Below are 23,470 nucleotides of genomic sequence, written 5' to 3' on the forward strand. Positions count from 1 at the left end.
GGGCTGTCCTCGTGTGACGGGGAGGGGGGCGTCAGGGCGCGGCGGGAGCCGCCGCCGGCGCGCCAGCGTAAATGCGCGCGTGCCGCCGGCCAAGGCTGGTGAGGATCTCGTAGCCGATGGTGCCCAGCCGGGCGGCCACCGTGTCCACGTCCAGCGCGTCGCCGATCACCGTGGCCCAGTCCCCGGCGCGCACCGCGCCGGCGGGCAGGGCGGAGACGTCCGCAGCCGCAAGATCCATGGAGACGGCGCCGGCGAAGGGACACAGCCTGCCGGAGACCAGCGCCGCGCCGCCGGGCAGGGGCTGGGCCGCGCCGTCATTGCGCACGCTGCCGGCGCGCGGAAAGCCGTCCGCATAGCCAAGCGAGAGGATGGCGACCCGCGCCGGCCCGGGGGCGCGCCAGCGGGCGTTGTAGCCCACCGTGTCGCCGGCGGCGACCTCGCGCACCTGGATGATCCGCGCCTCCAGCCGCACCACCGGCCGCATGGGATTGGGCCGCTCCGGCGTGGGGTTGCCGCCGTAAAGCGCATAGCCGGGACGGGTGAGGTCGAAATGCGGCGCCTGGGGCAGCATCACGCCGGAGGAATTGGCCAGCGACCGGCGCACCCGCGGCGGAAACGGCCGGACGATCTCGGTGAAACGGGCGATCTGGACGGCGTTGCGCGGATTGGCCGGCTCCTCGGAGGCGATGAAGTGGCTCATCACCAGCTCCAGCCACTCCGGCGGGCTGGCGGCGAGCGCCGCCGCCTCCCCGGCGGTGAGGCCAAGGCGGTTCATGCCGGTGTCCACCTGCACGCCGGCCGGCGCGCCGCCGGCCTCCCGCCGCCACTCCTCCAGCTGCGCCGGCGAGGCCAGGACCGGCCGCACCCCGGCGGCCGCCAGCCGGCGCGCCGCTCCCGGGGGCAGGCCGTTGAGCAGCCAGACGCAGGCGCCGGGAACGTCCGCCCGCAGCCGCAGCGCCTCGCTGGCGTGGGCGACGAAGAAGGTGCGGCAGCCGGCGGCGGCGAGCGCGCGCGTCGCCGGCCCCTGGCCGACGCCATAGGCGTCCGCCTTCACCACCGCGGCGCATTCCGCCGTTCCTGACGCCGCGCGCATGAAGCGCCAGTTGTCGGCCAGCGCGCCGAGGTCAATGGTGAGACGGCTCCCGGCCAGACCGGGAGGGACGTCGCCGGAAAACATGTCGTGCATCGCGTACCTGCGCTAGGGCCCGGAGCGGCTGGCCCGGAAAAAGAAAACGCGCCCGCGGCCCTGCGGCCGCGCGCGTCGCGTCGCCCTTCCTGTCCGTTCCGTCCCGCCGGGCCGGGCGCGGGCCGCGGCCGCCGGGGGGCTGATAGTGCACGCGCCGCCTGCCTGCGGCAAGCCCTGCCCAGGGACGCGGGGCCGGCGGCGCGCCGCGGGGATCAGTAATGATCGGGCAGGCGGTCGCTCTGGGCGAGGTTGGAGAAGCGGGTGATCTCGGCCTCGAAGGCCAGCTGCACCGTGCCGGTGGGGCCGTGACGCTGCTTGCCGATGATGACCTCGGCCTTGCCGTGGGCCTGGTCCATCTCCGCCTGCCACTTGAAGTGCTCCTCCGTGCCCGGGCGCGGCTCTTTCATCTTCAGGTAGTATTCGTCGCGGTAGACGAACAGCACCACGTCGGCGTCCTGCTCGATCGAGCCCGATTCACGCAGGTCCGAGAGCTGCGGACGCTTGTCGTCGCGCGCCTCCACCTGACGCGAGAGCTGCGAAAGGGCGATGATGGGGATGTTCAGCTCCTTGGCCAGCGCCTTCATGCCGGTGGTGATCTCGGTCATCTCCTGCACGCGGTTGTCCGAGCGCTTCGAGGAGCCGGAAAGCAGCTGCAGATAGTCCACCACCAGCAGGTCCAGGCCGCGCTGGCGCTTCAGCCGGCGGGCGCGCGCCGTGAGCTGGGCGATGGAGATGCCGCCGGTCTGGTCGATGTACAGCGGCAGCGACTGCATCTCGCGCGCCGCGTCGGCGATGCGGATGAACTCCTCCTCCTGCAGGTCGCCGCGGCGGATCTTGTAGGAGGGCACGCCGGACTGCTCGGCGATGATGCGGTTGGCCAGCTGCTCGGCCGACATTTCCAGCGAGAAGAAGCCGACGATGCCGCCGCTCACCGTCTCCAGCGCGCCGTCCGGGCGCTTCTCCGCCCGCCAGGCCCTTGCGACGTTGAAGGCGATGTTGGTGGCCAGCGAGGTTTTGCCCATGGCCGGGCGGCCGGCGAGGATGATCAGGTCCGAGCGCTGCAGGCCGCCCATTTTCTGGTCGAGATCGGTGAGGCCGGTGGCGATGCCGGAGAGCTTGCCCTCGCGCCGGTAGGCGGCCGCCGCCATGTCGATGGCCTCGGCGAGGGCCGCGCCGAACGACATGAAGCCGCCGTCGTAGCGGCCGGTTTCGGCCAGGGCGTAGAGCTTGCGCTCGGCCTCCTCGATCTGGTCGCGCGGCGAGGACTCCACCGGCGCGTCATAGGCGAGGTTGACCATGTCGCTGCCGAGGTTGATCAGCTCGCGCCGGATGGCGAGGTCATAGATCGCCCGCCCGTAATGCTCGGCGTTGATGATGGTCGTGGCTTCGGCGGCGAGGCGCGCCATGTACTGGGCGCTGGTGACGCCGCCCCCCAGGTCCAGGTCCTGGAGGAAGGTCTTCATGGTGATGGGGGTGGCGATCTTGCCGGCGCGGATCAGCTGCGCGGCCACCTCGTATATCCGCCGGTGCGCCCCGATGTAGAAGTGCTCCGGACTGAGGAAGTCCGACACCCGGTAATAGGCGTCGTTGTTGATCATGATGGCGCCCAGCAGCGCCATCTCGGCCTCAAGGTTATGGGGCGGGACGCGGTGAGCCGGTTCCGCAGCTGCTTCCAGATGCGTGACGAGCGCGTTTGCAGACATGTTTCACCAGACCACTGACCACGACGGGGCGAAGGCGATTTGTACCACGCGCCGCGCCCGGCCGGGGAACATTCGGCGCGAGCCGACCCCGCCGGCGCGGCCGGGGCCACGTTGTTAACAGCGATTCACAGCCGCGGGCCGCCGGGGGCGCGGCGCAAAAAAAGGGGGGCTCCGCAGAGCCCCCCGACCGTTTCCGCAGCGCGGATGACGGGATCAGAGCTCGACGCCGTCGCCGGCGTCGGCGAGCGCGGCGCCGACCTCAAGGCCGAGGTCATCGAGGCTGGTCTCCTCGCGCACGATGGCTTCCTCGCCGCGGGCCTGGCGCTCGGCCTCCTCGGCGGAGCGGGCGACGTTGATGGTGACGGTGACCTCAACCTCGGGGTGCAGGCGGATGGTGACCTCATGCAGGCCCAGGGTCTTGAGCGGGGCGTTGAGGGCGACCTGCTGGCGCGCCACCGAGAAGCCGCCGGCGGTGACCGTCTCGGCGATGTCGCGGGTGGAGACCGAACCATACAGCACGCCGGTCTCGCCGGCCTGGCGGATGATGACGAAGGTCTGGCCGTTGAGCGACTCGGCGACCTTCTCGGCCTCGGCGCGACGCTCCAGGTTGCGGGCCTCGAGCTGGGCGCGCTGCTCCTCGAAGCGGGCGAGATTGGCCTTGGTGGCGCGCAGCGCCTTGCCCTGCGGCAGCAGGTAGTTGCGGGCGAAGCCGTCCTTGACGCGGACGGTGTCGCCCATCTGGCCCAGCTTGGCGATGCGCTCGAGAAGAATGACCTGCATTGTGTTGCTCCTGTCAGGTAACCGGTTGCGCCGCCGCCATCAGGCGTCGTTGGCCGGCGGCGGGGGGGCGCCGGCGCCGTTGCGACGGAACGCCCGCGTAATGGTTTCAAGAACGCCGCCGACGGCCAGCGCCGGGACGATCCAGACGAAAAACGGAATCATCAGCGCGTAGAGGGTCGCGAGCACGAAGGGGCGCGCCGTCTTGCCGCGCAGGGCCGCATGCAGCGCGCCAAGGCACTGCAGCGCGTAGGCCGCGCCGAAACTGCCGGTGAGCGCCGCGCCGGCCACCCCCGCCACCCCGCCCGCCAGCGTGGCCAGGGCGAAGGCGACGGCGAAGACGCCGAGCGCCGCAAACGGCATGCGCGCCGCCGCCAGCTCCGGCCACGGCCGCGCAAGACGGCCGGAGGCGGCGACGATGCGCGCCGCCAGCCACAGGTTGAGCGCCTGCATCGGCACGAAGGAGGCCGCCACCAGCAGCGGCGCCGCCTTCACCACCGTGGCGACGAACGCGGCCTCGTCCATGCCCTCCGGCAGCGCCGGCGCGCCGTTTCCGGAGCCGGCGCGCAGCATGGCCGACAGCGCCTCGCTCATGGTGCGCTCATAGGCGGCGAGCGAGCCGCCGATGGAAAACACCCCCAGCAGCGTGACGAAAGCGGCCACGCCCGCCAGCCAGAACAGCAGCCGGCCTGACGGATACCACTCCGTGCTCCCGTGGGCGCCGGGGCGGCCGAGCAGCGCAAGATAGCCCAGCCACCACGCCGGCAGCGCCACGCCGACCCCATAGGTGAGGCCGGTGAGCGCGCCGCCCGAGGCGCGGAAGGCGACGGCGCACGTCGCCATGCCGGTGGCGGCCGCGATCAGGCCGGTGACATGCCGCCAGCCAAGGGTGACGAGAAAAACGGGAAGGGGAGCGAGATAGGACAGCAGCAGCGCGGCCGGCGATCCGGAGATCACCACCGTGAACAGGAGGGCTGAGGCGAGCCCCGCCCCGACGCCTGTCAGGATCTGTGTCGGCATGGTCCTGCTGTCCCGCTGCGTTCCGCAGGGTTAGGGGAGGCGCGCGGCCGCCCCAACATACCGGTCCCGCAGGACCGGCGGCTTCCATCTCTGTGCGTGGCGCCGTCAGGCGCCGCCGGCCGCATGGCGCCGGCGGAAGGCGCGGCCCCGGCGCGGACGCCGGGGAGACCTGGCGAAGGCGGGCGCCGCGGGGCGCCCGCAAGTCGCGATCAGCGGATCACGAACGGCAGCAGGCCGAGGAAGCGGGCGCGCTTGATGGCCTGCGCCAGCTCACGCTGCTTCTTGGCCGAAACCGCGGTGATGCGCGAGGGCACGATCTTGCCGCGCTCGGAGATGTAGCGCGACAGCAGGCGCGTGTCCTTGTAGTCGATCTTCGGCGCGTTCGGGCCCGAGAACGGGCAGGTCTTGCGACGGCGGAAGAAGGGGCGACGCGGAGCAGTGGCCATGATCAGTTCTCCTCGCTGGAAGCAGCGGCCTGCTCGGCCTCACGGTTGCGGTCGCGGCCGCCGCGGCGCTGGCCGCGCTCGCCGTCGCGGTCGCGACGGTCGTCACGGTCACGCTTCTGCAGCATGGCGGACGGACCTTCCTCATGCGCCTCCACGCGGATGGTCATGAAGCGCAGAACGTCCTCGCTGATGCGCATCTGGCGCTCCATCTCGGCCACCGCGGCGTGCGGGGCGTCGATGTTCATGAGCGCGAAGTGCGCCTTGCGGTTCTTCTTGATGCGGTAGGCGAGCGACTTGACGCCCCAGGTCTCCACCTTGCGGACAGCGCCGCCGTGGGCCTCGATAACGCCCTTGAATTGCTCGATCAGCGTCTCAACCTGCGCTGCGCTGATGTCCTGGCGGGCCAGGAAAACGTGTTCGTAAAGCGCCATAAAGCGGGCCTCTTTCTCTGCTGTCACGCCGCTCCGGCGCAGAGCCCTCCGAGCCTCGCCATTGCAAGGCCCGAGCGCGGGTTCGAAGGCGGAAACACCGGACGTGGACCTCATGTCCGCCGCATGGCGCGGCTGTCCGTTCAGCTTCCGGCCAGAGCCGGCATGGAGCCGCTCCCCTATACCAACCCGCCGCCGATGGCAAGGCCGCGGCGCGCGAAACGCCGCCGCCGCCGCCGTTTTCCCGCGCTCCCGCGCCTTTTCCCGCCGCCGCGTCCCCGCGGCGCAGGCCGCGTCCCTGGGGCGCCGGCCGCGCGGTTTCCGTTGCGCACGGGCCGGGCGGCCATGGCGTCGCGCGCTCACGACGCACGTTGAATCAGGGCGCGAAGCGGATATTCTTCGGCGTTCGTCCCAGATTGAAAGTCATGTTCGCCGGAGGCGGCCGGAGATTCCCGGGGGAATGGCCGGCGGGGGCGCCGTCAGCTGCGTCAGCGGCGCGGGGGGCTCTGGCGGACAGGCGATCCGGGCGGCGGGGGGCCAGGAGGATCAGGTGGGACTTCAGTTCGCGACGATACTGAGCGTGGTCGCCGTCATCGCCGGCGCCCAGGGGGCGCTGCTCGCCTTTCTGTGGCTGACGGACCGGCGCTCCGGCCTGTCCGGCTGGTGGTCGGCGGCGCTGTGCGCGCTCGCCGCCGGCTGCGGTCTCGCGGTGTGGCGAGCCGCCGGGGCGCCCTTTGCGGTGGGCGTGCTCGCCGGCGGCCTCCTCCTGTTCTCCGCAGGGCTGATCTGGCAGGCGCTGCGGTTCTTTGAAGGCCGCCCGGCGGTATGGCCGGCGCTGGCCGGCGCGCCGCTGGCGTGGATGGCCGGCGTGACGCTGGTTGCGGACCAGCTGGACCCGCAGAAGGCCGCCAACACCGCCGGCTTCATGCTCGCCGTGCTGCTGGGGCTCGCCCTCTACGAGACCCTGCGCGCCCGGCGCGAGGCGCTGCCTTCGCGGCCGCTGCTGGCGGCGTCGCTCGCCGTCGCGATCTTCTGCCTGCTCGTCCAGCTGGTCATCTCCCTGCGCGCCGACTGGATCGCCGTGAACCATCTGGCCGGCGACCCGGCCGGCTCCTGGGGCGTGTGGCTGGCGCTGGCCGCCGGCATCTCCATCTCCACCGCCGCGGCCATGGCTTTCGGGATGTCGCGCGAGCGGCGCGAGCAGTCGCTGGACGTGATGGCGGGAATTGATCCGGACACCGGCGCGCTGCGCACCGGCGCCTTTCTCGGCCCGGCCTCGCGGCTGGTGGCGGCGCAGCACCGCCAGGGCGGGATGGTGACCTTCGCGCGCGTCGCGTTCGACGGCGAGGACCAGACCGCCGTGGAGGGGCGGCTGCGCCAGGTGCATGAGCGGCTGATGGCGCGGGCGCGCGCCGCCGACATTTCCGCGCGTTTCGGGCCGGGGGTGATCGCCGTGGTGATGCCGGACGTGTCGCCGGAGGCGGCCGGGGTCCTGCTGCGGCGCGTGCTCGATTCGTGCCCGCGGGCGTGGGGCGAGGGCGGGCGGCGCGTGCGCGTGCGCGCCCGGGTGGGCCTCGCCAGCTCGGCCGACGTCGGTCACGACCTGCGGGCGCTGATGCAGGCCGCCGAAGCGGCCAGCGACGACGCCGGAGAGCAGGACGGGCCCGACGACGCCTTCGCCGACCGGCTGGCGATCTACTCCGGCGCGCGGCGCACGGTGCGGCGCGCCGCGGGCATGTGGCCGGGCGGCGGCATGGACGCGGACGGTTCAGGCGGCGACGCGCTGGTCGAGGAAGCGGAGCGTGCGGCTCAGGGCCAGGGCGGCGGCGGCGGGGTCGTGGCTTTCCCGGGCGTCGCAGTTGAACCCGTGGCCGGCGTCGTAAAGATGGACCTCGAACAGGCCGGGGTGACGCGCCTGGACGGCCAGGACGCCGTCCACCGGAATATGGGCGTCGCGCCGGGCGAAATGGCCGAGCACCGGGCACAGCGGCGTCAGGTGGCCGAGGGCGTCGATCCCGCCGCCGTAATAGACGACCGCCGCTGACAGCTCCGGCAGGGCCGCGGCCGCCCGCCACGCCAGCTGGCCGCCCCAGCAGTAGCCGATCGCCGCCGTGCGGCCGGCTAGGGCGGCGTCGGCGACAGCGGCCTCAATGTCCTTCAGCACGTCGGCGACGTCGCACTGCGCCCGCAGCTCCAGCCCGCGGGCGATCTCCGCCGGCGCGTAACCCAGCTCCGCGCCCGGGGCCACGCGCTCGTACAGCGCCGGCGCCACGGCCAGATAGCCGGCGCGGGCGTAGGTGTCCGCCACGGACCGGATGTGCGGGTTTAGGCCGAAAATCTCCTGCAGGATCACCACGCCGCCGCGCGGCTCGCCCCGCGGCTCCACGCGATAGGCCGGCAGCACGAAGCCGTCGCTGGCCTCCAGCGTGACCATCATTCCCGTTGTGACGCGCGTCATTGACGTTTCCTCCTTCCGGCGCGTCCGCCGCGGCCGGCTCCGGGAGGCGCCGGCGCGGCTCCCGGACGGGCGTCAGGCGGGGCGCTCCGTCGCCGCCGCCCCGCTCCGGAGCCGGCTGCGGCCGGCGGGCGGCCGAATCCGGGCTTTTGACGCCAGCAGAGCACGTCCCCCCGGCGCATGGAAAGGGGGCGGCGGCGGGTAACGTCCGGCTTGCGTTTTTGCGGCGAAAGGTGTCTGCCAGTTGCGGGTGATTGGCCCCGTTTCCGGCCGCGGCGCGGGGGCGGGACAGAAACGGAAGGCGGAACAATGGCGGAACCGGACGGCAGCGGCGCGGCGCGGCGGCCGCGTCTTGGCGTCAACATCGATCACGTGGCCACGGTGCGCAACGCCCGAGGCGGGGCGACGCCCGATCCGGTGCGCGCCGCGCATCTGGCCGTGCAGGGCGGCGCCGACGGCGTCACCGCCCATTTGCGCGAGGACCGTCGCCACATCCGCGACGACGACATGCGCCGCCTGAAGCAGGAGCTGGCGGTTCCGCTCAATTTCGAGGCCGGGGCCACGGCGGAGATGGTCGCCATCGCCCTCGAAATCCTGCCGCACGCCGTCTGCCTTGTGCCCGAGCGGCGCGAGGAGCGCACCACCGAAGGCGGTCTCGACGTCATCGGCCTCAGGCGCGAGCTGAAGCCGATGATCGCCGACCTCTCGGCAGCCGGCGTTCGCGTGTCGCTGTTCGTCGAGCCGGAGCCGGCCGTGCTGGAGGCGGCGGCGGAGCTGGGCGCGCCGGTGGTGGAGCTGCACACCGGCGCCTTCTGCCTGCGCCACGACGCCGGCGACCACGCCGGCGCCGCCCGCGAGCTGGAGCGCATCCGCGCCGCCGCCGCGGCGGGCGACCGGCTCGGGCTGGAGATTCACGCCGGCCACGGGCTCAGTTTCGACACGGTGCGGCCGGTGGCGCGCATACCGCAGATCGCCGAGTTCAACATCGGCCATTTCCTCATCGGCGAGGCGATTTTCACCGGCCTCGCCGCGGCGGTGGCGACCATGCGCCGCCTGATTCTGGAGGCGCGGGAAGCGCGCGACGTTCCGTAGCGTCGTTACTGGCGTTTTGCTGTCGCGGCCCGCGTTCTTTTCCGGAGCGCGGGCCGTTTTGTTTCGCCGCCCCGCGCCAGTCCACGCCGTTGCGGAGCGTCACGCGGCGCCGTGCCTGCGTCCGCCGCGCCGCGCAGGCGTCTGACCTTCGTTTCCCGAAAAAGTGAAGCCATAACAGCTTTGGCTGTTCATTCCGTCATATGTTATCAAGCATGACGTTTGCGCGATGGGCCGCCGGGAGCGGTCGCCCTGCTCCGCGTCCGGCCCGCGGGACGCCCGTTCGCAGGCAATGCGGCGGGACGCGGGACAGCGCGCGGGCGTTCGCGGGACACGCGCGGGGACGGCGCCGCGAACCGGCGGCGGCGCCAGATATCGCAGGGGAAACTCACCGACACGGAGGATGCGCATGGGTGGCGCATGCAAATATCTCGCCGAGGCGTACGGCACGGCGCTTCTGGTGTTCTTCGGCTGCGGCGCGGCTGTCCTCTCCACGGGCGCGGGCGCCGGAACGGCGATGGACCTGCTGGGCATCGCCTTCGGCTTTGGCGTCGGCCTCATCGTCGCCGCCTACAGCATCGGCGCCATTTCCGGCTGCCACATCAATCCCGCGGTCACCCTCGGCTTCGTCACCGCCGGCCGCATGGGCGCGGCGGAGGCCGCCGGCTACATCATCGCCCAGGTCATCGGCGGCGTCATCGGCGCCGGCCTGCTGGCGCTGATCCTGCAGGGCAAGCTCGGCGGCCATGACATCGGCGCCGCCGGGCTCGGCCAGAACGGCTGGGGGGAGGGGTATGGCGCCGGTTACGGCGTGGTCGCCGCCTTCCTCGTGGAGCTCCTCATCAGCTTCATCTTCGTCTATGTGGTGCTGCAGGTGACGAAGGGCGCCGCCAACGCCGCCATCGCCGGCCTGGTCATCGGCCTCGCCCTGTTCGTCATCCATGTGGTGTTCATCAACGTCACCGGCGTTTCGGTGAACCCGGCGCGCAGCATCGCCCCGGCGGTGTTCGTCGGCGGCAAGGCGCTGGCGCAGCTGTGGCTGTTCATCGTCGCGCCGGTCATCGGCGGGGTGATCGCCGGCGTCGTTTCGCGCTGCACGCCGGAGCCGGCCGCCTGAGCCGGCCGCGGGCGCGCGCCCTCGCCACCCGCGCCCGGGTCCAGGCCCGGGCGCTTTTGCGTCCGGGGCCGGGGATCGCTATAGGCTCTGCGACATCTCCAGCCGCCGGAGCCGCGCATGATCATCGGCCTTGGTTCAGACCTGTGCGACATCAACCGCATCCAGCGCTCGCTGGACCGGTTCGGCGACCGCTTCACCCACCGCATCTTCACCGAAACCGAACGGACGCGCTCCGACCGCCGCGCCGCCCGCGCCGCCTCCTACGCCCGCCGTTTCGCCGCCAAGGAGGCCTGCGCCAAGGCGCTCGGCACCGGCCTGCGACTTGGCGTGTTCTGGCGCGACATGGAGGTGGTGAACCTGCCGGGCGGCCGCCCCGTCATGCGCCTCAGCGGCGGCGCCCTAGCGCGGCTGCAGGCCATCACCCCGCCGGGCATGGAGGCGGTGATTCACGTGTCGCTCACCGACGATCCGCCGATGGCCATGGCCTTCGTGGTCATCGAGGCGGCGCCGGCCCGCCAGCCCTGAGCGCGCCCCGGCTTCGCCCGCTCCAGGAGCGCCGTCCGGCGCGCCTCCCGGGGCCGCCGCCGTCCGCGGGGCGGGGAGGGGGCGCCGGCGGCGGCGCATCACGGCTTCGCCATCTTGCCGTGGTGATTGAGCCGGAACCGGCCATGGTTTATCCATGCCCGGACGTCAGGGCGGGCCGGACCACGGCCGTCCGCCCGTTCCGTTAAAACACGTTCCGCCGGGCCCGTTCCGCGGCCGGTGAGGGAAGGCCGCTGCATGGCGCGCTCCGAAATCGACAGGAAGGACAGGCAGGGCAACGAAACGGGCCTGTACGAAACCGTCAAGGTGATCGTCCAGGCGCTGCTGATCGCGGTGGTGGTGCGCACGCTGCTGTTCCAGCCGTTCAACATCCCGTCCGGCTCGCTGATCCCGACGCTGCTGGTCGGCGACTACCTGTTCGTCTCCAAATATTCGTACGGCTATTCGAAATATTCCATTCCCTTCAGCCCGCCGCTGTTCCGTGGCCGCATCTTCGCCTCGGAGCCGAAGCGCGGCGATGTGGCGGTGTTCAAGCTGCCGAAGGACAACTCCACCGACTATATCAAGCGCGTCATCGGCCTGCCCGGCGACCGCATCCAGATGCGCGACGGGCGCCTCTACATCAACGACCAGCTGGTGGAGCGCAAACGCATCGAGGACTATGTCACCACCGATTCCTGGGGGCGCCAGGTGCCGGTGCCGCAGTACATCGAGACGTTGCCCGGCGGCGTCTCCCACCGCATCATCGAACGTGACGGCGACCGGGGCTACTGGGACAACACCTATGTCTACACCGTGCCCCCGGGCCACTATTTCATGATGGGCGACAACCGCGACAACTCCACCGACAGCCGCGACGAGGCCAATGTCGGTTACGTGCCGTTCGAGAACCTGGTCGGCCGCGCGGAGGTGATCTTCTTCTCGGTGAAGGACGCCGCCGCCGCATGGCAGTTCTGGAAATGGCCGTGGAGCGTGCGCTGGGACCGCCTGTTCACGAGGGTCAGATAGGCATGGCCTCCCGCAGACCGCCCCTTGACCGGCTGGAAGCGGCCGTCGGCCACCGTTTCGCCAACCGCAGGCTGCTGGAGCAGGCGCTCACCCATGTGAGCGGCGCCGACGACCGCATCGGCTCCTACCAGCGTCTTGAGTTTCTCGGCGACCGCGTGCTCGGCCTCATCGTCGCCGGCATGCTGTTCGAGACCTTTCCGGGCGCCGAGGAGGGGGAGCTCTCGCGCCGGCTCGCCGAGCTGGTGCGGCGCGAAACATGCGCCGAGGTGGCGAAGGCCTGGGACGTGGCGCCCCACCTGCGCCTCGCCGCCGGCGGCGCCTTCCCGCGCGCGCGCCAGAACGTCTCCGTTCTGGCCGACGTGTGCGAGGCCATCGTCGGCGCCGTCTATCTCGACGGCGGCCATGACGCCGCCGCCGCCGTGGTGCGCGCCGCCTTCGGGCCGCTGATGCACGCGCCGCGCCGCTCCCTGCGCGACGCCAAGACCACCCTCCAGGAATGGGCCCACGCCCGCGGCCTGCCCAACCCCGGCTACGAGCTGGTGGAGACCACCGGCCCCGATCACGCCCCGGTGTTCACCATCTCCACCCTGGTTCAGGGCTATCCGCCGTGCCTCGGCAAGGGGCCGTCCAAACGCGCCGCCGAGCAGGACGCCGCCAGCCAGTTTCTGGCGCGCGAGGGCGTGACCGCCTGAAGCATGGTTGCGCAGGGCGCGGTTCCTCCGTGATATTCTGAAACATCCTGAAACCGTCGGGGGGACCAGCCCCGCCGGCAGGCAGCTGGCGCACGCCGGACCCCGCGACGGGGGCAAGGACCGGCTTCGCGCAGGAGACGACATGACCGACGACACCACGCCGCCGTCCGCGGCCGGCCGCGCGCCGCAGGCCGGCGACGCGCCGCAGACCCGTTGCGGCTTCATCGCGCTGGTCGGCGCGCCCAACGCCGGCAAGTCAACGCTGCTCAACGCCCTGGTGGGGGCGAAAGTCTCCATCATCTCGCGCAAGGTGCAGACCACGCGCACCCTCGTGCGCGGCATCGCCATCCATGGAGACAGCCAGCTGGTGTTCGTCGACACCCCCGGCATCTTCCGCCCCAGACGCCGCCTCGACCGCGCCATGGTCAACGCCGCCTGGGGCGGCGCCGGCGACGCCGACATCGTCTGCCTGCTGGTGGACGCCCGCAAGGGCGTGGACGAACAGGTGGAGGAGCTGTCCGGACGCCTGGCGGAGATCCGCAGGCCGAAGGTGCTCGTGCTCAACAAGATCGACCTGATCCCGCGCGGGAAGCTGCTGGCGCTGGCCGCCGCCATCAATGAGAAGGGTGACTTCGAGCGCACCTTCATGGTCTCCGCCATGCGCGGCGACGGCGTGGCGGACCTGAAGGCGTGGCTGGCCGCGCGCCTGCCCTTCGATCACTGGCACTATCCGGAAGACCAGATCGCCGACGCGCCGCTGCGCCAGCTCGCGGCCGAGATCACCCGCGAGAAGCTGTTCAACCGCCTGCACGACGAGCTGCCCTACGCCTCCACCGTGGAGACCGACAGCTGGAAGCAGCAGAAGGACGGCTCCATCCGCATCGAGCAGACCATCTATGTGGAGCGCGAGAGCCAGCGCAGCATCGTGCTGGGGCAGGGCGGACAGACCATCAAGGCCATCGGCGTCGCCGCCCGCCGCGACATCGCCGAGGCGGCCGATGCGAAGGTGCACCTGTTCCTGTTCGTCAAGGTGCGGGAAAACTGGGGCGACGACCCGGCGCGCTACCGCGAAATGGGCCTCGAGTTCCCTGACTGAGCGCGCGGGGGCGCCGGGCTGGAGCGCTGATGGAATGGACCGACGAGGGCGTCGTGCTGGGCGTGCGGCGCCTGGGCGAAACCAGCGTCATTGTCGAGCTGATGACCCGCGACCACGGCCGCCACGCCGGCGTGGTGCGCGGCGGCCGTTCGGCGCGCCTGCAGCCGGTGCTGCAGCCGGGCAATTCGGTGGCGGTGGTCTGGCGCGCCCGCATGGAGGAGCATCTCGGCGTCTACGCCGTGGAGGCGCGGGAAATGCGCGCCGCCCGCTACATGGGCTCGGCCATGGCGCTCAACGTGCTGGGCGCGGCGCTCGCGCTCGCCCGCCTGCTGCCCGAGCGCGATCCGCACCGCAACGTGCATGACGCCCTGGCGCTGCTCGCCGGCCAGGCCTGCCACGAGCCCGCCGACGCCGACCTCGCGCCCGGGCCCGGCCTGCTGGCGCTGTTCGAGCTGTCGCTGCTGGCGGAGCTGGGCTTCGGCCTCGACCTGCAGCGCTGCGTCGCCACGGGCGTCACGGAGAACCTCGCCTATGTCTCGCCGAAATCCGGCCGCGCCGTCAGCGCCGCCGCCGGGGCGCCATGGAAGGAGCGGCTGCTGCCGCTGCCCGCCTTCCTGCGCGCGCCGACCGGCAGGCCGCCGCACGTGGCCGAGGCGCTGCAGGCGCTGCGGCTCACCGGCTTCTTCCTGCAGCGCCATGTCTATGGTCCGCGCGGCCTGCCGGCTCCGGGAGCGCGCGAGCGGGTGATCGGCCTGCTGCAGCGCATGGCGGCGGGGGCCGCCGCGCCGCGCTGATGCGGCGCCATGGCGGTGGAGCGCAAGGCGGAAGCCACGGAGAACGCTTGCGTTTGCGCCCTGCGTTCGCTACCCGTTCCACTGTCTGCGGCCCTGTCGCGGCCGGCGGGTCTGCGGCGGCGCGCGCCGCGCCGCGCCGGCGGGCGCCGCAACGCGCGCCTTCTGGCGCAAAACGCGCCATACTGGGCGCCGGCGGGAGGGGCCGGGACGCGCCCTCCGCGGCGGCCGGAGCGCCGCCGGAGGGGGCTGACGCGCCGGCGGGAGGGCGCGCCGTCGCCCGCATCCGCCGCGCCTTTTCGCGCCGCGCCGGCGCAAACCGGGGAAGCTGATGGACAGTGAGGTCGGGACGCCGTCCGGTGACGGCATTGAGAACGTCGAGCTGCGCGAGGCGCTGGAGCAGCGCTACTTGGACTATGCGCTCTCCACCATCATGCACCGCGCCCTGCCGGACGCCCGCGACGGCCTGAAGCCGGTGCACCGGCGCATCCTCTACAGCATGCGCCTGCAGCGGCTCGATCCCGGCGCGCCCTTCAAGAAATCCGCCAAGGTGGTCGGCGACGTCATCAGTTCGTTCCACCCGCACGGCGACCAGGCCATCTATGACGCCATGGTGCGCCTCGCCCAGGATTTCGCCCTGCGCTACCCGCTGGTGGACGGCCAGGGCAACTTCGGCAACATCGACGGCGACGGCGCCGCCGCCTACCGTTACACCGAAGCGCGCATGACCGACGTGGCCCGGCTGATGCTGCAGGGCATCGACGAGGACACGGTCGACTTCCGCCCCAATTACGACGGCTCCACCACCGAGCCGATGGTGCTGCCGGCCGCCTTCCCGAACCTGCTGGCCAACGGCGCCCAGGGCATCGCCGTCGGCATGGCGACCGCGATTCCGCCGCACAACGTCGCAGAGCTGTGCAACGCCGCGCTCTATCTCATCGCCCACCCCGAGGCGACCGCCGGACAGCTGCTCAACTTCATCCAGGGGCCGGATTTCCCCACCGGCGGCGTCATCGTCGAGCCGCGCGAGAGCATGCTTGAGGCTTACGCCACCGGCCGCGGCGGCTTCCGCGTGCGCGCCCGCTGGACGAAGGAGGACGTGGGCCGCGGCGGCTGGGTCGCCGTGGTCACCGAGATTCCCTATCTCGTGCCCAAGGCGCGGCTGATCGAGAAGATCGCCGACCTGCTGCAGGAAAAGAAGCTGCCGCTGGTGGCCGACATTCGCGACGAATCGGCCGAGGACGTGCGCATCGTCATCGAGCCGCGCGCGCGCACGGTCGATCCGGAGCTGATGATGGAGTCGCTGTTCCGGCTCACCGAGCTGGAAAGCCGCGTGCCGCTCAACATGAACGTGCTCTCCGGCGGCCGCGCGCCGCGGGTGCTCGGCCTCGCCGCCGTGCTGCGCGAGTGGCTGGACCACCGCCGCGAGGTGCTGCAGCGCGGCTCACGCCGGCGCCTGGAGGTCATCGGCCGGCGGCTTGAGGTGCTCGGCGGCCTGCTCATCGTCTATCTGGATCTCGACGAGGTGATCCGCATCATCCGCGAGGAGGACGAGCCGAAGCCGGCGCTGATGCAGCGGTTCGGCCTCACGGAGATCCAGGCCGACGCCATCCTCGACACCCGCCTGCGCGCCCTGCGCCGGCTGGAGGAGATGCAGCTGCGCGCCGAGCAGGAAAAGCTGCTGGAGGAGCAGGCCAGCCTGCAGGCGCTGCTCGCCTCCGAGGCGGCGCAGTGGAAGAAGGTGTCCGCCGAAATCCGCCAGATCGGCAGGCAGTTCGGTCCCGAGACGCCGCTGGGCCGGCGCCGCACCACCTTCGCCGAGGCGCCGGCGGCCGGCTCCATCGACCTCACCGAGGCCATGGTGGAGCGCGAGCCGGTCACCGTGGTGCTGTCGAAGAAGGGCTGGATCCGGGCGCTCAAGGGGCACGTGGCGGACGTTTCCGGCGTGCAGTTCAAGGGCGACGACGGCCTGCTGCTGTCGTTCCACGCCGAGACCACCTCGCGCATCCTGCTGGCCGACACGACCGGGCGGGTGTTCACCATTGAGGCGGCGAAGCTGCCGGGCGGGCGCGGCGTCGGCGACCCGCTGCGCATCCTCGTCGACATGGACGAGAACGCCGGCGTCGTCGCCGCCTGGCCGTACCGGCCGGGCGAGAAGATGCTGGTGGTCTCCACCGAAGGGCGCGGTTTCGCCGTCTCCAGCGACGACATGGTCGCCAACACCCGCAAGGGCAAGCAGGTGATGGTGATGGACGCGCCGCACCGTCTGGCGCTGTGCGCGCCGGCGGCGGGGGATCACGTCGCCATCATCGGCCAGAACCGCAAGCTGCTGGTTTTCCCGCTGGTGCAGACGCCGGAGATGACCCGCGGCAAGGGCGTGCGGCTGCAGAAATATCGCGACGGCGGCGTTTCCGACGCCAAGGTCTTCACCCTCGCCGACGGCCTGACGTGGAAGGACAGCTCCGGCCGCACCTGGACGGTGGCGGCCGACGACCTGCGCGACTGGATCGGCAACCGCGCCGAGGCCGGCCGTCTGCCGCCCAAGGGCTTCCCCCGCAACAACCGCTTCGGCTGAACCCTCTCCGTTCCGCCAGCGCCGGCGGCCGGGGCGGGCCGCCCCCACTGACGCGATGGCCGAAAGGCGAAGCGCGCCGCCACGGCGTTGCTCCGCAGGGCGCGGGGCAGGCCGGCGGGGCGACGCGCCGGAGGCCCGCGCCGTGGCGTTCGCTTCCACCATGTCATGGCCGGGCTGGCCTGGCCGCCCGTCGCCAGGGCCGGGCCGTGCGCCCGGCGCGGGGGTGGGCGCGGTTGCGGACGCCCGGGTCAGGCCCGGGCATGACGGCGGAAGGAAAGGGGCGGGCGGCGGATAGTCAGGCGTCCGGCTGACGCAGCGCGGCCGCTGATTTTCCGGATATTTCATGGAGAAATTGTAATTACATGGACAATGCGTATTTTATGCTGCCCCGCCTGTGCTTGATTTTGCTGCGTGATTTGGTTTGTACTGGGCGAACGGCGTTCGTTCTGGGGGGAAGGAATGGCCAGTAACGGAGGCAGTCCCGCGGCGGACGCAGACATGCAGACCGAAATGGAGCAGCAGGCGGCCACGGGCGCCGTCGCTGCGTCCGTGGACCACGCCCTGTGGAAAGACGAAGGGTTGTGGAACGACGTCGACGCGTCCGACTTCGCTGACGAAGACCACATCGCCGACGAAGATTTCTGACAGCGGCGGTCGCGGCTCCCGGCCTGCCGGCGCCCTGCCGCCTCGCCTGCGCGCCGGATGCGGGAGCCCCGGCGAAGGGCAGCGCCAGGCCGCCGGTTTTCGCGCCCGCCGCGCCAGCGGGCGTCGCCGCGGCCAGCCCACCCGCGCCGCCTGCGCCGTTTCCCCAATCCCTGTTTCCCCATCCCTGTTTCCGCCGCGTCCGCTCCGGGGCCGCCGCTCCGGCGCCGTCCATTTGTCGCAGCCGCAACCAGCGTGCGCCCACAGCGGGGCCTCGACAAATCTGGACGCGCGCGATTTATAGACCTAACGTTTGATCGGTTCGGCGGCGCAGCGCCGCGAAACGCGCCAACGTGTTGAAAACAAACGCATGAACGGCGCGCCGGCGAAAGGAGGGGGCATGAAGGCGTATGAGACCGTGCTGGTCGAACGGCCGGCCGATGGCGTCGCGCGCATCGTCATGAACAGGCCCGCCGCCCGCAACGCCCAGAACCTCCAGCTCACCTACGACCTCAACGCCGCCTTTGACGACGCCGCGGCCGACGACGCGGTGAAGGTGATCATCCTCGCCGGCGCGGACCCGCATTTCTCCGCCGGCCATGACCTGCGCGCCGGCGGGAAGAACGCCGCCGGCGCCGATTTTCCGCCCGTGTTCAACTGGGGCGGCTTCAGCGAGCCCGGCGCCCACGGCCTCTATGGCCGCGAGCAGGAAATCTACCTGCAGATGACCCGCCGCTGGCGCAACGTCTCCAGGCCCACCATCGCCGAAGTGCAGGGCCGCTGCGTCGCCGGCGGGCTGATGCTGGCCTGGGCCTGCGACCTCATCGTCGCCAGCGACGACGCCTCTTTCTGCGACCCGGTGGTGACCATGGGCGTGTGCGGCGTCGAATGGTTCGTCCACCCCTGGGAGCTGGGCCCGCGCAAGGCGAAGGAGCTCCTGTTCACCGCCGACAGCTGGAGCGCCCGCGAGGGCTACCGGCTCGGCATGGTCAACCATGTGGTTCCGCGTGAGCAGCTGCGCGCCTTCACCCTTGATCTGGCGCGGCGCATCGCCGCCAAGCCCGCCTTCGCCCTCAAGCTGACGAAGGAGGCCGTCAACGGCGCCCTCGACATCATGGGCCAGCAGGCGGCCATCGACAGGGCCTTCGCCCTGCACCAGCTGTGCCACGCGCACAACCAGCAGCAGTTTGGTTCACTCGTAGACCCGGCCGGCGTGCCTGCGCCGGTCAAGGACAAGGCGAAAGTCTGACCATGGATCTCACTCCAACCGAAGAAATGCGCATGTTGCGCGAAAGCGCGGAGCGTTTTGTCCGCGACCAGTACAATCCGGACGCGCGGCGCAAGCGCGCCGAGGCGGGCGAGGGCTTCTCGCCGGCGACCTGGAAGGAGTTCGCCGACCTCGGCTGGCTCGCCGTGCCGTTCCCGGAGGAGTTCGGCGGTCTCGGCGGCGGCGCCGTCGAAACCGGCATCCTGATGGAGGCGTTTGGCCAGGGGCTCGTCGATTCGCCCTATCTCGCCACGGTCGTGCTGGGCGGCGGCGCCGTCCTCGCCGCCGGCTCGCAGGAGCAGAAGGCGGAGCTGCTGCCGAAGGTCGCCGCCGGCGAGCTGCGCCTCGCCTTCGCCCACAGCGAGCGCCAGGCGCGCAACGACCTGCAGGACGTGGCGACCCGCGCCGCGCGCGACGGCGACGGCTGGGTGATCGACGGCGCCAAGACCGCCGTGCTCGACGCCGCGGGCGCCGACATCATCATCGTCTCGGCCCGCATCAGCGGCGGCCAGAAGGACGCCGCCGGCATCGGCCTGTTTCTCGTGCCGCGCGACGCCGCCGGCCTGACGCTGCGCAATGACCTGCGGCTCGGCGGCGGCTCGGTGTCGCAGCTCACCCTCTCCGGCGTGCGCGTCGGCGCCGGCGCGCTGCTCGGCGGCTCCGACAACGCCCTGCCGGCCATCGAAAAGACGTGCGACGCCGGCGCCGCGGCGCTGTGCGCGGAGGCCGTGGGCATGATGCAGACCCTGGTGGAGACCACCGCCGCCTACATCAAGACCCGCGAGCAGTTCGGCCGTCCGCTCGCCGCCAACCAGGCGCTGCGTCACCGCATGTCCGACATGGCCGTGGCGCTGGAGGAGGCCCGCTCGCTGGCCCTGCGCGCCGCCCTGTTCATCGAGGACGAGCCGGCGGCCCGCGGCCGCGCCGTGGCCGGAGCCAAGGCGAAGATCGGTCGCGGCGCGCGCTTCGTCGCCGAGCAGGCCGTGCAGCTGCACGGGGGCATGGGCGTGACCGAGGAGCTGGAGATCGGCTCGTTCCTCAAGCGCGTGGTGTTCTTCGACGCCATGTTCGGCGGTCCGGACGTGCAGCTGCGCCGCCACGCCGCGCTCAGCGCCGCCAGCCGCGCCGCCTGAGCCCGCTGGCGGCGCGCGGCAGGATCCGCCTCACCAGGAACTAGGGGAGCCGCCGCGGCCGGGCGAGGCCGGCGGCAGGCTCCGGGAGAAACGACCGATGAATTTCTCGTTCACTGAAGAGGAGCTCGCCTTCCGCCAGGAGGTGCGCGACTTCCTCGCCGAAACCCTCACGCCCGAGATGAAGCGCAACGAGGCGCTGACCCCGTCGGTGTTCTCGGATCGCGCCCAGTCCGACCCGTGGCACAAGGCGCTGGCCCGCAAGGGCTGGGCCGCCCCGTTCTGGCCGAAGGAATACGGCGGCCCCGGCTGGACCCCGGCCCAGCGCTGGATCTTCGCCACGGAGTGCGCCAGGGCCGGCGCGCCCAGCACCTCGCCCATGGGCATCTCCATGGTCGGCCCGGTGATCATCAGGTTCGGCACGCCCGAGCAGAAGGCCTATTACCTGCCGCGCATCCTCAACTGCGAGGACTACTGGTGCCAGGGCTACTCCGAGCCTGGCTCGGGCTCCGATCTCGCCTCGCTGAAGACCCGCGCGGTGCGCGACGGCGACCACTACGTCATCAACGGCACCAAGATCTGGACCACCCACGCCCATGAGGCGAACATGATGTTCGCCCTGGTGCGCACCGACGACACCGGTCGCAAGCAGGAGGGCATCAGCTTCATCCTGATCGACATGAAGTCGCCGGGCATCACCATCCGCCCGATCATCACCATCGGCGGCGACCATGAGGTGAACCAGGTCTTCTTCGACGACGTGCGCGTGCCGGTGGCCAACCTCATCGGCGAGGAAGGCAAGGGCTGGACCTACGGCAAGTATCTGCTCGAGTTCGAGCGCGGCGGCGGCATCGCCGCGGCCCGCCTGCGTCGCGGCCTCAACCATGTGGTGGCGCTGGCCAGCGAGCACGCGCCGGGCCTGCCCATCGACGATCCGGTGATCGCCGCGCGCATCTCCGAGATCGAGATCGACATCGACGCGCTGGAGATGACCGAGCTGCGCATCATGTCGGCGCTGCAGACCGGCCAGAATCCGGGCGCGGTGTCGTCGCTGCTCAAGCTGCGCAACAGCGAGATCAAGCAGGCGATCACCCGTCTGGCCGTGGACGTGCTCGGCTATGACGCGCTGGTGTGGGAGCCGCGCCGCCCGCTGTACGGCCTCAACAGCGAGCCCACCCTGCCGGAGGTCGAGCTGCCGGTGACGCCGGAGTATCTCAACAGCCGCGCCTTCACCATTTTCGGCGGCTCGTCCGAGGTGCAGCGCGACATCATCGCCAAGCTGATGGTGGGCCTCTGATTCCGCGGCGCGGGGCCGCCCGCCCCGCGCGTTTCCGGCGGCCGGGGGCCCGCCCGCCGGCGTTCAGCCCGCGCGGCGCGCCGCGCGGGCTTTTTGCCGGGCGCAAGAGACGCGCGCCGCCATGGCGGAGCCCGCGCCGCGCGTCGCCTCAGCCATCATGGCCGGGCCTGACCCGGCCATCCGTCACGCCGGCCGGGCCATGCGCCCGCTCCGGGTTCCGGGGCGCGCGGCTGCTGGCGCTCCGGGCGCGCCCGCGCATGACGGCGAAGGGGAGGGGGCCTGGAGCCAGGCGGGAACGGGGCGCGGCCGCATCCGGCGCTGGCGCGGGCGGGCAGGCCGGCGCCGGCCTGTTCGCGGTCCGCCGGCCCAGGCGCCCGGCCCGCCGGTCCGGGCGGCTCCGCCCCTGCGATCCGCAGGCGCGCGGAACGGCGCGCCGGCGGCGTCACTGCGCCGTCGCCGCCTCGCGGCACTGGCCGGCGGCTGCGCCGAGACGGGCGCGGCCTTCCGGCGTCAGCGCGCCGGAGAGCGCCGGTCCCGACAGGCCGTCGCGGCGCAGCGAATCCACCATGCAGTCGCAATAGCTCCGGCAATAGGCCTCACCGCCGCCAAGGCCGTGGCAGGCGTCGCGGCACTGGCCGCCGACGCGCATGTCCAGCGCCGCCTGGCTGGGACCGAACGCCCATGCGAGGGCGCCGAAAAAAGCCATCAGCGCCAGCTGGTGCGTCAGATAGACGAACAGGCTGTGCCTGCCGGCGAAGGTCAGCAGGCGCCCCACGCGACCGGCGCCGCGCCAGCGGCCGGCCGCCGTGTCCGGAAACCAGCCGCCGGCCGCCCTGGCCGCCGCCACCCCCAGCAGCACCACCCCGAACCAGGGAAACACCGGAACCCAGTCGGCGGTGTTGGGCAGGACGTCGGCGAGGCCGGTGACGACCAGCGGCCCCCACGCGAACACCGGCGAGGTCCAGAAAAACGGCAGCGCGATCACCGCCGCGCCGGCCAGCGCCGTCGCCAGCGGCGGCAGGCGCAGGAACGGCAGCGCCAGCACGCTGGACAGGGCGATGCAGTGCAGGATGCCGAAGAAAATCAGCTGGCCCGGATTGCCGATCCAGGTGGCGAGCGTCACCGCCGCCGCGCCGGCGCAGATCATGGCGAGCCGCCGGCCCCATGCCCGCCAGTCCATGCCGCCGCGGCTGGCGAGGACCAGGCTGACGCCCACCAGAAACAGGAAGCTGCCGGCGATGGCGTGGGCGAAATTGCGCCAGAACGGCGAATGCACCGCGTCAACCGGCGCCAGGTTGAAAAAGGTGATGTCCCACGCGCTGTGGTAAATCACCATGCAGACAAGGGCGACGCCGCGCGCCGCGTCGATCACCGGCAGACGCGGCGCCCGCGCCGCCTCGGCGCCCGCCGGCCGCGTCGCGGCCGGGCCGCCAGCCGCCTCCACGGTCATTCCGCCCGCCTCCAGCCGGCCGGCGTCAGCCGCTCCTGCGGCCGGAAGCGCGCCTTGTAGGCCATGCGCGCCGAGCCCTCCACCCAGTAGCCCAGGTACACATAGGGCAGGCCCATCACGCGGGCGCGGCGGATGTGGTCGAGAATCATGAAGGTTCCGAGACTGCGGCCGGGCTGGGCCGGATCATAGAACGAATACACCATCGACAGCCCGTCATGCAGGATGTCGGTGAGCGCCGCGGCCACCAGCGGTCCCTCGCCGCGGCCGGTGAACGCCGTGTCCGGCCCGCGCCGCCGGTAGGTGACGAGGCGGGTGTCGACATGCGTCTCCTCCACCATCATCACGTAGTCCTGCACCGTCATGTCGGCCATGCCGCCGTCGGCGTGGCGCGCCAGCAGGTATTCGCGGAACAGGGCGTACTGCTCGGAGGTGGCTTCGGCCGGCCCCATGACGCCGGCCAGGTCCCCGTTCGCCGCCAGCACGCGGCGGAAGGCGCGGCCGGGGCGGAAGCCGGCGACCGGAATGCGCACCGAGACGCAGGCCTGGCAGCCCTCGCACGCCGGACGGTAGGCGATGGTCTGCGAACGGCGGAAGCCGCTGTTGCTGAGCAGGTCGTTGATCTCCCGCGCCCGCCGGCCGATCAGGTGGGTGAACACCTTGCGCTCCTCGCGCCCCGGCAGATAGGGACAGGGCGAGGGGGCGGTGATGAAGAAACGGGGCGTTTCGCGCGAAAATGTCGTCACGCCAAGGCCCCTCCC

The 23,470-nt window shown here is 71.9% G+C and carries 21 protein-coding genes and 1 pseudogene; 13 read left to right on the top strand and 9 right to left on the bottom strand.

The window, feature by feature from the left end:
* Positions 1 to 31 precede the first annotated feature (31 nt).
* The 6 genes from alr to rpsF form a co-directional block, all read right to left on the bottom strand.
* The gene (gene alr / locus ACFFJB_RS04890; RefSeq protein WP_376829996.1) at positions 32 to 1,186 is read right to left on the bottom strand and encodes an alanine racemase; all 1,155 of its coding nucleotides are present in this window, start codon (positions 1,184 to 1,186) and stop codon (positions 32 to 34) included.
* 212 nt (positions 1,187 to 1,398) lie between these two features.
* Positions 1,399 to 2,889: a replicative DNA helicase gene (locus ACFFJB_RS04895; RefSeq protein ID WP_376829998.1), complete on the bottom strand. Its 1,491-nt coding sequence runs from the start codon at positions 2,887 to 2,889 to the stop codon at positions 1,399 to 1,401.
* A 213-nt stretch (positions 2,890 to 3,102) separates the two neighbouring features.
* On the bottom strand, positions 3,103 to 3,669 hold the full coding sequence (gene rplI, locus ACFFJB_RS04900; RefSeq protein WP_376830000.1) for a 50S ribosomal protein L9: 567 nt from the start codon (positions 3,667 to 3,669) through the stop codon (positions 3,103 to 3,105).
* A gap of 39 nt (positions 3,670 to 3,708) precedes the next feature.
* Positions 3,709 to 4,686, bottom strand: coding sequence for a DUF2232 domain-containing protein (locus tag ACFFJB_RS04905; protein WP_376830002.1), 978 nt, complete (start codon positions 4,684 to 4,686; stop codon positions 3,709 to 3,711).
* Positions 4,687 to 4,895: 209 nt separating this feature from the next.
* Positions 4,896 to 5,132, bottom strand: a complete 237-nt coding sequence (rpsR, locus tag ACFFJB_RS04910; protein WP_376830004.1) for a 30S ribosomal protein S18 — start codon at positions 5,130 to 5,132, stop codon at positions 4,896 to 4,898.
* A 2-nt stretch (positions 5,133 to 5,134) separates the two neighbouring features.
* Positions 5,135 to 5,563: a 30S ribosomal protein S6 gene (gene rpsF / locus ACFFJB_RS04915; RefSeq protein ID WP_376830006.1), complete on the bottom strand. Its 429-nt coding sequence runs from the start codon at positions 5,561 to 5,563 to the stop codon at positions 5,135 to 5,137.
* A gap of 1,309 nt (positions 5,564 to 6,872) precedes the next feature.
* Here rpsF and ACFFJB_RS04920 point away from each other — a divergent pair.
* Positions 6,873 to 7,205, top strand: a pseudogene (locus ACFFJB_RS04920) (diguanylate cyclase domain-containing protein); the annotation flags it as partial.
* Between the two features lie 123 nt (positions 7,206 to 7,328).
* On the opposite strand, the gene ACFFJB_RS04925 reads toward ACFFJB_RS04920, so the two are convergent.
* Positions 7,329 to 8,018: a dienelactone hydrolase family protein gene (locus ACFFJB_RS04925; protein ID WP_376830008.1), complete on the bottom strand. Its 690-nt coding sequence runs from the start codon at positions 8,016 to 8,018 to the stop codon at positions 7,329 to 7,331.
* Positions 8,019 to 8,324: 306 nt separating this feature from the next.
* Here ACFFJB_RS04925 and ACFFJB_RS04930 point away from each other — a divergent pair, with 306 nt between their 5' ends.
* From ACFFJB_RS04930 to ACFFJB_RS04985, 12 genes are all read left to right on the top strand, one after another.
* Entirely contained in the window at positions 8,325 to 9,107 is a 783-nt protein-coding gene (locus ACFFJB_RS04930) for a pyridoxine 5'-phosphate synthase (RefSeq protein ID WP_376830010.1), read from the top strand.
* A 406-nt stretch (positions 9,108 to 9,513) separates the two neighbouring features.
* Complete coding sequence (locus ACFFJB_RS04935) at positions 9,514 to 10,221, top strand: aquaporin (protein ID WP_376830011.1); 708 nt, start codon at positions 9,514 to 9,516, stop codon at positions 10,219 to 10,221.
* Between the two features lie 117 nt (positions 10,222 to 10,338).
* Entirely contained in the window at positions 10,339 to 10,746 is a 408-nt protein-coding gene (gene acpS, locus ACFFJB_RS04940; protein ID WP_376830013.1) for a holo-ACP synthase, read from the top strand.
* Between the two features lie 255 nt (positions 10,747 to 11,001).
* Positions 11,002 to 11,772, top strand: a complete 771-nt coding sequence (gene lepB / locus ACFFJB_RS04945) for a signal peptidase I (protein WP_376830015.1) — start codon at positions 11,002 to 11,004, stop codon at positions 11,770 to 11,772.
* A gap of 2 nt (positions 11,773 to 11,774) precedes the next feature.
* Entirely contained in the window at positions 11,775 to 12,464 is a 690-nt protein-coding gene (rnc, locus tag ACFFJB_RS04950) for a ribonuclease III (RefSeq protein ID WP_376830017.1), read from the top strand.
* Positions 12,465 to 12,606: 142 nt separating this feature from the next.
* A complete protein-coding gene (era, locus tag ACFFJB_RS04955; protein ID WP_376830019.1) occupies positions 12,607 to 13,560 on the top strand; it encodes a GTPase Era in 954 nt (317 codons plus the stop codon).
* Between the two features lie 29 nt (positions 13,561 to 13,589).
* Positions 13,590 to 14,354, top strand: coding sequence for a DNA repair protein RecO (recO, locus tag ACFFJB_RS04960; RefSeq protein WP_376830021.1), 765 nt, complete (start codon positions 13,590 to 13,592; stop codon positions 14,352 to 14,354).
* Between the two features lie 328 nt (positions 14,355 to 14,682).
* On the top strand, positions 14,683 to 16,926 hold the full coding sequence (parC, locus tag ACFFJB_RS04965; RefSeq protein WP_376830023.1) for a DNA topoisomerase IV subunit A: 2,244 nt from the start codon (positions 14,683 to 14,685) through the stop codon (positions 16,924 to 16,926).
* A gap of 498 nt (positions 16,927 to 17,424) precedes the next feature.
* Positions 17,425 to 17,571 (top strand): hypothetical protein, encoded by a 147-nt coding sequence (locus ACFFJB_RS04970; protein WP_376830025.1) that lies wholly within the window; start codon positions 17,425 to 17,427, stop codon positions 17,569 to 17,571.
* A gap of 397 nt (positions 17,572 to 17,968) precedes the next feature.
* Complete coding sequence (locus ACFFJB_RS04975; RefSeq protein ID WP_376830027.1) at positions 17,969 to 18,817, top strand: enoyl-CoA hydratase; 849 nt, start codon at positions 17,969 to 17,971, stop codon at positions 18,815 to 18,817.
* Positions 18,818 to 18,819: 2 nt separating this feature from the next.
* Positions 18,820 to 19,968 (top strand): acyl-CoA dehydrogenase family protein, encoded by a 1,149-nt coding sequence (locus ACFFJB_RS04980; protein ID WP_376830029.1) that lies wholly within the window; start codon positions 18,820 to 18,822, stop codon positions 19,966 to 19,968.
* Between the two features lie 97 nt (positions 19,969 to 20,065).
* Entirely contained in the window at positions 20,066 to 21,262 is a 1,197-nt protein-coding gene (locus ACFFJB_RS04985; protein ID WP_376830031.1) for an acyl-CoA dehydrogenase family protein, read from the top strand.
* Between the two features lie 442 nt (positions 21,263 to 21,704).
* On the opposite strand, the gene ACFFJB_RS04990 is transcribed toward ACFFJB_RS04985, so the two are convergent.
* Together ACFFJB_RS04990 and ACFFJB_RS04995 are read right to left on the bottom strand one after the other, a co-directional pair.
* Positions 21,705 to 22,712, bottom strand: a complete 1,008-nt coding sequence (locus tag ACFFJB_RS04990; protein WP_376830033.1) for an acetyltransferase domain-containing protein — start codon at positions 22,710 to 22,712, stop codon at positions 21,705 to 21,707.
* Positions 22,709 to 23,455 (bottom strand): arginyltransferase, encoded by a 747-nt coding sequence (locus ACFFJB_RS04995; RefSeq protein ID WP_376830035.1) that lies wholly within the window; start codon positions 23,453 to 23,455, stop codon positions 22,709 to 22,711. The genes ACFFJB_RS04990 and ACFFJB_RS04995 overlap by 4 nt, the downstream gene beginning before the upstream one ends.
* Positions 23,456 to 23,470 lie beyond the last annotated feature (15 nt).

It is taken from the genome of Camelimonas abortus, assembly GCF_042432745.1.
Taxonomy (GTDB): domain Bacteria; phylum Pseudomonadota; class Alphaproteobacteria; order Rhizobiales; family Beijerinckiaceae; genus Camelimonas; species Camelimonas abortus.